Genomic DNA, 8639 nt, shown 5'->3' on the forward strand with positions numbered 1-8639 from the left:
CAACACATAATAATGCAGAAACTAATCACTTAATGACTCGATACCAAACAAATCTAACAACCAATCTGCTTTTTCATTCTTGCCATCTTCAGCTGCTCGTCTAACACTAATCGTAGGATGGTGAATTAGTTTATTCGTTAAGCCCCTAGATAATTGAGTAATTACCTGTTCGGCGTCCGCACCTCCACGCAAGGCATTTAGAGCGCGCTCTAATTCCTTCTGCTGAAGCGTCTCTGCATGTGATCTAAAGCGTTTCAAACTATCACCAACTGAAGAAACACGCTGACGATTAAGAAAATATTCACTTCCCTCAAGAATCATCCGCTCAGCTTCTTGAGCAGCGCCTTCTCGGTTTTTTACATTCTCATCAATAACATCTTTTAAGTCATCAACGGTATAAAGGTAAACATCAGATAACTCTCCTACCTGAGGTTCAATATCTCTTGGTACCGCTATATCCACCATAAAGAAAGGTCGGTGCTTACGATGCTTTAAAGCTCTCTCTACAGCCCCCTTGCCTAATATAGGCAAGGAGCTAGCCGTCGACGCAATCACAATATCGGCATCGATTAATAAATCTGGAATATCACCTAATAAAGCTGCCTCACCTTCAACCAGACTCGACAGATCCTGGGCACGAGCCAGCGTTCGATTTGCAATTATGATCTTTTTAATACCACTTTGTTTCAGGTGCCTAGCCACTAACTCAGTGGTTTTACCCGCCCCGATAAGTAAAGCAGTATTGTCTGAAAAATCTGAGAAGAGCTGGCGAGCCATATTGACGGCAGCAGCGGCGACCGACACTGGGTTTTCACCAATCGCCGTATCAGTGCGTACTTTCTTGGCGACAGAGAAACAATGTTCAAAGAGCCGACCTAGTTTCCCTTGAACAGCCTGATATTCTTGTGCTGAAGCATAGGCTGATTTCAGCTGCCCTAAAATCTGTGGCTCTCCCAGAACAAGAGAGTCCAAGCCAGCAGCAACACGCATTAAATGAACAATCGCATCTTTACCATCATAGACAAAGCTACAGTTTTCGAGGTCTTCTGAATTAACACAATGATAGTCAGCCAACCAAGTCTGCAACATCGAAACATCAATTGCATGATTGCCAGCACAGTATATTTCTGTTCGGTTACATGTCGATAAAATAACCGCTTCATTAACATTCGGCAGTTTTTTGATTGACTCCAACGCGATATCGAGACGTTGTAAATCAAACGCAACTTTCTCTCGAACGTCGACAGTTGCAGTCTTATGATTAATTCCAAACGCCAAAAACGACATGTATACCAAGCAATTTGATTTAAAGCGGCTATTCTACAAATAGAATACATAGAAAGCCAATGACACAGAGCAAGTTCTTAGAGCTAGAAGCCACTTATTTTATGATTAAAGCCTCGACAGCACGACAAAAAGTAGTTCAAACAAATGAACCCTAGCACATGGCCAAACTATACGAACGGTAAGTTGACACCTTAAACCCATCTGTCATCATAAAACTCGTCAAGCCTCAATTATTTAAAAGAGATTCAGATTGAAAGCACTACTCAAACTTATATTAATTTCATCACTTTTCTCACTCAGCGCCTGCTCTAGCCTAATGAAAGCAAAGCAATCTGAGACAGATACCACCGCAAGTAGTGAAAAGCTTTCATCTGAGACATCTCCAGAGTATCAAGATTTCGACCTAAATAAAGACACGCTCTACGACCTGCTTGTTGCAGAGGTTGCTGTCCAGCGTCAAGAATTCAATATCACCTTGCTTAACTATATCCAACAAGCGCGCATGACAAGAGATTTAGGTGTTGTTAAGCGTGCTGTAAATGCAGCTCAATACATGAAAGACATGGAGGCCATAAAGGAAATGGCAATCCTTTGGGTTGATATAAAGCCAGACAGCATTCCGGCACATCAACTTCTGACCTATCAGTATTCCCTTTCTCGCGAATACGAACAGGCCATGCAACATATCGAAAAGATTATCGAGCTTGGCGGTGATGCCCGAGTAGACGGCCTTGCAGTCAGCTCAAGCGCCCTCCCTCTTGAAGATAAAGAAGCCATCCTCCTACTTTATCAATCTTTATATGCAAAATACCCTAACAATCATGAGATTGGATATAGCTACGCACTCACTCAACGCAATTTGAAAGAATACGACGCGGCACTTGAAATCATCGAGCCTATACTAAACGCCGCACCAGAATTCGAAGCAGCCTCAGTCCTCAAGGCCAACGTTCTCTATGATAAAGGTCAACTGGAAGAGGCTATTGAATATGCAGGTGACAAGTTTGACGATTTCCCCTCAAATCATAATCTTGGTCGTCTATATGCAACAATGCTAATAGAAAACAAACAACTCGATGACGCCGAGGAGGTATTCTATTCACTACTGACTAAATACCCCCAAGCATCGCGGTTAAAACTATCGCACGCTATTGTCATGCTAGAGAATAAAAAAGTTGAAGAGGCTTCTGCAGCTTTCGAGCAGCTAATCGACTCCAATCAACACGCTAATGAAGCCTACTATTATTTAGCCCGTATTGCTGACAGCCAAGGTAATTTCAATGACGCTATCGATCTCTACCAGAAAGTAAGCGCTGGCGTTCATTATGAAGTATCTCTTGAGCGCTCAAGTTTCCTAATGGTTCACAACGAACAGCAAGACGAGATGCTAAACAGACTCGCTGAATTGAGAAAGAAACCTGGAGCAAGCCCTCTTAAGTTATGGCTACTGGAAGTTAAATTACTATCTAGTGCAGGTGAAACAGACCGCATGAATGCCTCACTCAACGCCGCCATTCAAGCATTCCCCGAAGATGACCAGCTACTCTACGCTCGAGCAATGAATCGAGAAGCAGACGATGATTTGGCAGGAATGGAGCAAGATCTAAGAAAGCTAATAGAACTGAACCCGAACAATGCGATTGCTATCAATGCACTTGGCTACACCTTGGCCGACCGAACCGATCGTACTCAAGAAGCATTTGAACTAATTCAAAAAGCTTTAGCGCTCAAGCCGAATAACCCCGCCATTTTAGATAGCATGGGCTGGGTACTATATCGACTTAAGCAAAATAAAGAAGCATTGGTATTCTTGTTCAAGGCCTTTCAACAATTCCAGGATGGAGAAGTCGCAGCACACTTGGGTGAAGTTCTTTGGTCTCTAAATCAAACAACAGAGGCTCGAGATGTTTGGAGCAATGTTCTTCGGAAGTATCCTGAACACGAAGTACTTCTTGAGACCATCAACAGACTCGACCCTGAATTACTAATTATAATTGAGAATCCGCCCACGGAAGATGAACAAGCTACTAACAAAGAAACCAGCTCAGCTTCAACTCCCGAAACCGAGCAAGTAACACCCGAAGCGCCCAAAGAATAGTTTGTAATGATAGCTCTAGGCATTTCAAGTAAAACGAGCACTCACCTCACCCGGGCGCTGTTCATACTAATGACGCTCGTTTTATCTGCATGCACCAGCCTTCAACAAACCGTACCTCACAAAACATCAAGAGAAACTCCAATTGAATGGCCTCTTACCGCCCAAAAGATTGATAACATCCGAAACTGGAAACTCATTGGCAAGATTGGCATAAGAACACCTGAAGAATCCCTTACTGTAGCAATCAATCAATGGCACCAAGCTGAATCAAGCTTTGTGATCGACCTTTCCTCAACCTTTTTCGGCCTTGGCGCATCCAAGCTACAGGGAAACCCTCATTTATTAACGATTATCGAAGCCGGTGAGCAGCCTGTCAGCTCGTATGAACCAGATCTCTTGATCTATCAGGCTTTAGGGTTTCCTCTTCCGATTTCATTACTGCCCTGGTGGGTTAAAGGAATTCCTGTTGCCGACAGCCAACACGAGTTAGAATTTGACGCTCAGGGCTACCCTGCCAGCCTAATACAAAATGGTTGGCACTTAACTTTCAGCAAACACACCCTCATCGACGGCCTTCCACTGCCCGGAAAGATTAAGCTCGAACGAGATAAGGTGCGAATTATTCTAGCGATTAAACAATGGACCCGACTTTAAGCCTGACATCTCCAGCCAAGCTAAACCTGTTCTTGCACATCAATGGCAGACGAGGGCCTGAGCAATCGCACCCAGGCTATCATGAGCTACAAACTGTTTTTCAGTTATTAGACCGCGGTGACATGCTTCATTTTTCTGCCAATCAAAGTGGAAAAATAGAAATCACCCCGGAAATTGCCGACATTCCTCCTGAAGAAAACCTGATTTTTATCGCCGCACAAAGACTCAAAGAAGCAGGCATTCTACTCGATAAAGGTAGCCACTTATTAGGCGCCAAGATTCATCTAGAAAAAAGTCTACCAATGGGCGGCGGGCTCGGTGGTGGAAGTTCCAACGCGGCAACAACACTTATCGCGCTCAATCATCTATGGGGACTTGAACTCGAAGAATGTCAATTAGCCAAAATAGCGGCAAAGATAGGTGCCGATGTGCCCGTTTTTGTTGAAGGCCGCAGCGCCTGGGCTGAAGGAATAGGAGATGAACTCTGCCCAATTCCAATGAGCGAAGAATGGTTCGTTGTATTGACCCCCGATTGCCACGTCAACACGGCTAAAATTTTTTCGCATGAAAGGTTGACAAGAGACACGCCAAAGAAGAGAATAGCGCCCGCTCTTGAGGGACATGGTTTAGATACCAGTTCAGAGAAATTTCTTAGCGATGAGTATCGCAACGATTTCGAAGCACTGATCTCAGAACTATACCCACAAATCAAGGAGGCAATACAGTGGCTAAGCCAGTTTGGTATTGCTAGACTTACAGGAACGGGAGCGTGCTGTTTCTGCATCGTCAAAGACGAGGCAACAGCAAAACAGGTTTTGAATGAAGCTAAGTCTAAATTCAAAGGCTTTATAGCCAAGGGAGTCAATCTCTCTCCTGCAATTCAAAGGCTAGATGAAGCTAAAAGGTTCGCAAGGGACCATTCGTAAGATAGCGCTTCGTTAATAGCAACACGATTATTGGGGTATCGCCAAGCGGTAAGGCAACGGGTTTTGATCCCGTCATGCGCAGGTTCGAATCCTGCTACCCCAGCCATATTTTCCCAGCTCAGAAAACAATCAAGCAAACAGCTAGAAACCTTCCGGATGAGGTCTAAACTACTGTATTAGTATTTTTACTATTCAGCCCGGGAAACTGCTTGAAAGAGCTGAAAGCCGAAACACTCAAGAGGTCTTGAACTCGCATGCCAAGAATGATGGTATTTACCGGTAATGCCAACCGCGAACTGGCTCAACAAGTTGTCGATGCACTACGTCTACCACTGGGCAATGCTAAGGTCGGTAAATTTAGCGACGGCGAAGTCACGGTTGAAATCAACGAAAATGTACGTGGTAAAGATGTATTCATCATTCAGCCTACCTGCGCACCAACCAACGATAACCTAATGGAGCTTATCGTAATGACTGATGCACTACGTAGAGCTTCTGCCTCACGTATTACTGCAGTTGTTCCTTATTTTGGTTACGCTCGCCAAGATCGACGCGTTCGCTCAACACGTGTTGCGATTACCGCAAAAGTGGTAGCAGACATGATCACAGGCGCTGGCGTTGACCGAGTATTAACGGTTGACTTGCACGCAGACCAGATTCAGGGCTTCTTTGATATTCCGGTAGATAACATTTACGGCACCCCCGTTCTTGTTGATGACATTCAACGCCGCATTCAAGACGACTTTATGGTTGTTAGCCCAGACGTTGGCGGTGTTGTTCGTGCACGCGCGATGGCAAAACGTCTTGGTGATGTTGACCTGGCAATTATCGACAAACGACGCCCTCAAGCTAACGTTTCTCAAGTAATGCACATTATCGGTGACGTTGAAGACAAAACCTGTCTACTGATCGATGACATGGTCGATACCGCTGGCACCCTATGTAAAGCTGCTGACGCCCTAAAGGAACACGGCGCCAAGAAAGTTTACGCTTACATTACGCATCCCGTGCTATCTGGCCCAGCTATCGAGAACATTGCTAAGTCATCACTAGATGAGTTGATCGTCACAGATACAATTCCTCTTAGTGACAAAGCCATGAATTGTGATAGAATCCGCCAGCTTACAATTTCAGACCTATTGGCAGAGTCAATTCGTCGTATTAGTAATGAAGAATCTATCAGTGCCTTGTTTGATTAAGACATTAATTAAAACAATCGCTTAAGACCTGATTCAATCAGGTATAGATGTACAGGAAAAAGCACCTCGGTGCTTTTTCTATTTTAACCTTCACGGTATTTAGTCTGGTCGCGGGCGAATATTAGTGAACTTTGAGGAAAGAAAAATGAGTGAAGCATCATTCGTAGTAAACGCAACAGCTCGAGCAGATCAGGGGAAAGGTGCGAGCCGCCGCCTGCGTCGTCTTGAGAACCTAGTACCAGCTATCCTTTACGGCGCTGGTAAAGACCCTATCGCACTTAGCCTGAAAGAAAACGAGATCAAGAAATCGCTTGAAAACGAAGCGTTCTACTCTCACGTTCTAACAATCAGTGTAGACGGCAACGAAGAGCCAGCAATCCTGAAAGATCTTCAGCGTCACCCATCACGTGGTGATGTTATGCACGCTGACTTCCTGCGTGTTGATATGGACAAAGCTATCCATGTGCACGTTCCACTTCACTTCACAAACGAAGACGCTTGTGTTGGTGTTAAGTTGGGCGGTGGTAAGATCTCTCACCAGCAGGTTGAAGCTGAAGTAATTTGCCTACCTGGTAACTTGCCTGAGTTCATCGAAGTTGATATGACTGAAGTTGAAGCAGAAACTATCCTTCACCTTTCAGACCTTAAACTTCCTGAAGGCGTTACACTTGCTGCACTACAGCAAGGTGCTGACCACGATCTTCCAATTTGTTCAGTACATACTCCAAAGGGTAAAGCTGAAGACGAAGCTGGTGAAGCAGCTGCAGAAGGTGATGCAGAGTAATTCTCTGTATCCGGCATGAATTGATAGCGTCAGAGAAGCTCCGATGAGTCAAATCAAGCTGATTGTGGGGCTGGGTAATCCCGGCCCCGAATACGAAAACACCCGCCATAATGCTGGCGCCATCTTTCTGGCCCAGATCGCTGAAGCACATCAGCAAAACCTTAAGCCAGAAAAGAAGTTCCACGGACTTCATGCCAAAGTTAATATTCAAGGCCAGGATCTACACCTCTTGTTCCCGACGACCTTCATGAATCGTAGTGGACAATCTGTCCAGGCAATCTGCCAGTTTTTTAAGATTTCCCCTGAAGAAGTACTCGTCGCCCATGACGAACTCGATATCCCGTGCGGCACCATGAAGCTAAAACAAGGCGGCGGTCATGGAGGCAACAACGGCCTACGAGACATTATCGAGAAGTTTGGCGGCAACAAAAACTTTAAGCGCTTGCGTCTAGGTATTGGTCACCCCGGCCATGCAAGCAAAGTAACCGGACATGTTCTTGGCAAACCAACAGCCAAAGAAGCCGAGCAACTCTCTGCGTGTATCGACGAAGCAGATAGGCACCTGAAAGAAGTCATTGGTGGCGATTGGCAAAAGGCCATGCAAAAACTCCATAGCTTTAAAGCAGAATAAGCCCATTACTCGCATTCCTTAGCAGCATTACAAAAAATAGCACTAAGCGCTCATCTTTTATACTTAACTGTCCCGCTACCCTACTGTATACTTGCGCCCAATTTTTCTAATTATACTTTACAGCCTGGGATTCAGATTATGGGTTTTAACTGCGGCATCGTCGGCCTTCCTAACGTCGGCAAATCAACCTTATTCAACGCACTTACCAAAGCAGGTATCGGCGCAGAAAACTTTCCTTTCTGTACTATCGAACCTAACGCTGGTGTTGTTGGCATGCCAGACCCTCGCCTAGACAAGCTTGCAGCCATTGTCAGCCCAGCGAAGGTTATCCAAACTACAATGGAGTTTGTTGATATTGCCGGTCTAGTAGAAGGCGCATCTAAAGGCGAAGGCCTCGGTAACCAGTTCCTGGCTAATATTAGAGAAACAGACGCTATCGCTCACGTTGTACGCTGCTTCGAAGATGAAAACGTTGTTCACGTTTCTGCCAAGGTGAACCCTCAAGCCGACGTTGATGTAATTAATACCGAGCTTGCTTTATCTGACCTTGATACCGTAGAAAAGGCTATCAAGCGTTTCACCAGAACAGCCAAGAGCGGTGATAAAGATGCGAAGAATGCTCTGAGCCTACTTGAGGATAAACTACTCCCTCACTTGAACGAAGCAAAAGCGGTTCGCGGCCTTGGTTTGAATGATGATGAACTAGCAATTATCAAAGAGCTTTGCCTGCTTACAATCAAGCCTACAATGTATATTGCCAACGTTGATGAAGACGGTTTTGAAGACAACCCTCACCTAGATAAAGTTCGTGAAATCGCAGCAGAAGAAAACGCTGTAGTCGTCGTGATCTGTAATAAGCTAGAAGCAGAAATTGCTGAGCTGGATGACGAAGAACGCGATGAATTTTTAGCAGACCTTGGCATGGAAGAGCCAGGCCTTGATCGTGTCATTAGAGCTGGCTACGAGCTACTTGGTCTACAAACCTACTTCACTGCAGGTGTAAAAGAAGTTCGCGCCTGGACAATGAAGCAAGGCGACCCTGCCCCTAAAGCCGCTGCAG

The 8639-nt window shown here is 45.1% G+C and carries 8 protein-coding genes and 1 tRNA gene; 8 read left to right on the forward strand and 1 reads right to left on the reverse strand.

Translation table 11 applies throughout. The annotated features are described in order from the left end of the window. Window positions 1-21: 21 nt before the first annotated feature. Window positions 22-1287 carry a glutamyl-tRNA reductase gene (hemA, locus tag A3763_RS12395; protein ID WP_068634462.1) on the reverse strand — a complete coding sequence of 422 codons (1266 nt, stop codon included), beginning with the start codon at window positions 1285-1287 and terminating at the stop codon, window positions 22-24. Between the two features lie 250 nt (window positions 1288-1537). On the opposite strand from hemA, the gene A3763_RS12400 reads away from it, so the two are divergent. The 8 genes from A3763_RS12400 to ychF form a co-directional block, all read left to right on the forward strand. Beyond that, window positions 1538-3385, forward strand: a complete 1848-nt coding sequence (locus A3763_RS12400; RefSeq protein WP_068554904.1) for a tetratricopeptide repeat protein — start codon at window positions 1538-1540, stop codon at window positions 3383-3385. Window positions 3386-3454: 69 nt separating this feature from the next. Beyond that, window positions 3455-4039: a lipoprotein insertase outer membrane protein LolB gene (lolB, locus tag A3763_RS12405; protein WP_197470009.1), complete on the forward strand. Its 585-nt coding sequence runs from the start codon at window positions 3455-3457 to the stop codon at window positions 4037-4039. A gap of 32 nt (window positions 4040-4071) precedes the next feature. Continuing rightward, a complete protein-coding gene (gene ispE, locus A3763_RS12410) occupies window positions 4072-4965 on the forward strand; it encodes a 4-(cytidine 5'-diphospho)-2-C-methyl-D-erythritol kinase (RefSeq protein ID WP_231872187.1) in 894 nt (297 codons plus the stop codon). A gap of 31 nt (window positions 4966-4996) precedes the next feature. Continuing rightward, window positions 4997-5071, forward strand: a tRNA-Gln gene (locus A3763_RS12415). A 148-nt stretch (window positions 5072-5219) separates the two neighbouring features. Next, window positions 5220-6164, forward strand: a complete 945-nt coding sequence (locus A3763_RS12420) for a ribose-phosphate pyrophosphokinase (RefSeq protein WP_068515835.1) — start codon at window positions 5220-5222, stop codon at window positions 6162-6164. Between the two features lie 145 nt (window positions 6165-6309). Then, window positions 6310-6948 (forward strand): 50S ribosomal protein L25/general stress protein Ctc, encoded by a 639-nt coding sequence (locus A3763_RS12425; RefSeq protein ID WP_068515838.1) that lies wholly within the window; start codon window positions 6310-6312, stop codon window positions 6946-6948. Window positions 6949-6991: 43 nt separating this feature from the next. After that, the gene (gene pth, locus A3763_RS12430; RefSeq protein WP_068515841.1) at window positions 6992-7579 is read left to right on the forward strand and encodes an aminoacyl-tRNA hydrolase; all 588 of its coding nucleotides are present in this window, start codon (window positions 6992-6994) and stop codon (window positions 7577-7579) included. Window positions 7580-7717: 138 nt separating this feature from the next. Beyond that, window positions 7718-8639, forward strand: a 922-nt coding sequence (gene ychF / locus A3763_RS12435) for a redox-regulated ATPase YchF (RefSeq protein ID WP_068760083.1), incomplete at its 3' end; no start/stop codon positions are given.

Source organism: Oleiphilus sp. HI0128 (genome assembly GCF_001635365.1).

Excerpts from the sequence above, each read along its gene's own strand:
- A3763_RS12420 (WP_068515835.1), top strand. The coding sequence starts at position 5,220 with ATGCCAAGAATGATGGTATTTACCGGTAATGCCAACCGCGAACTGGCT.
- pth (WP_068515841.1), top strand. The coding sequence starts at position 6,992 with ATGAGTCAAATCAAGCTGATTGTGGGGCTGGGTAATCCCGGCCCCGAA.
- hemA (WP_068634462.1), bottom strand. The coding sequence starts at position 1,287 with ATGTCGTTTTTGGCGTTTGGAATTAATCATAAGACTGCAACTGTCGAC.
- lolB (WP_197470009.1), top strand. The coding sequence starts at position 3,455 with ATGACGCTCGTTTTATCTGCATGCACCAGCCTTCAACAAACCGTACCT.
- A3763_RS12425 (WP_068515838.1), top strand. The coding sequence starts at position 6,310 with ATGAGTGAAGCATCATTCGTAGTAAACGCAACAGCTCGAGCAGATCAG.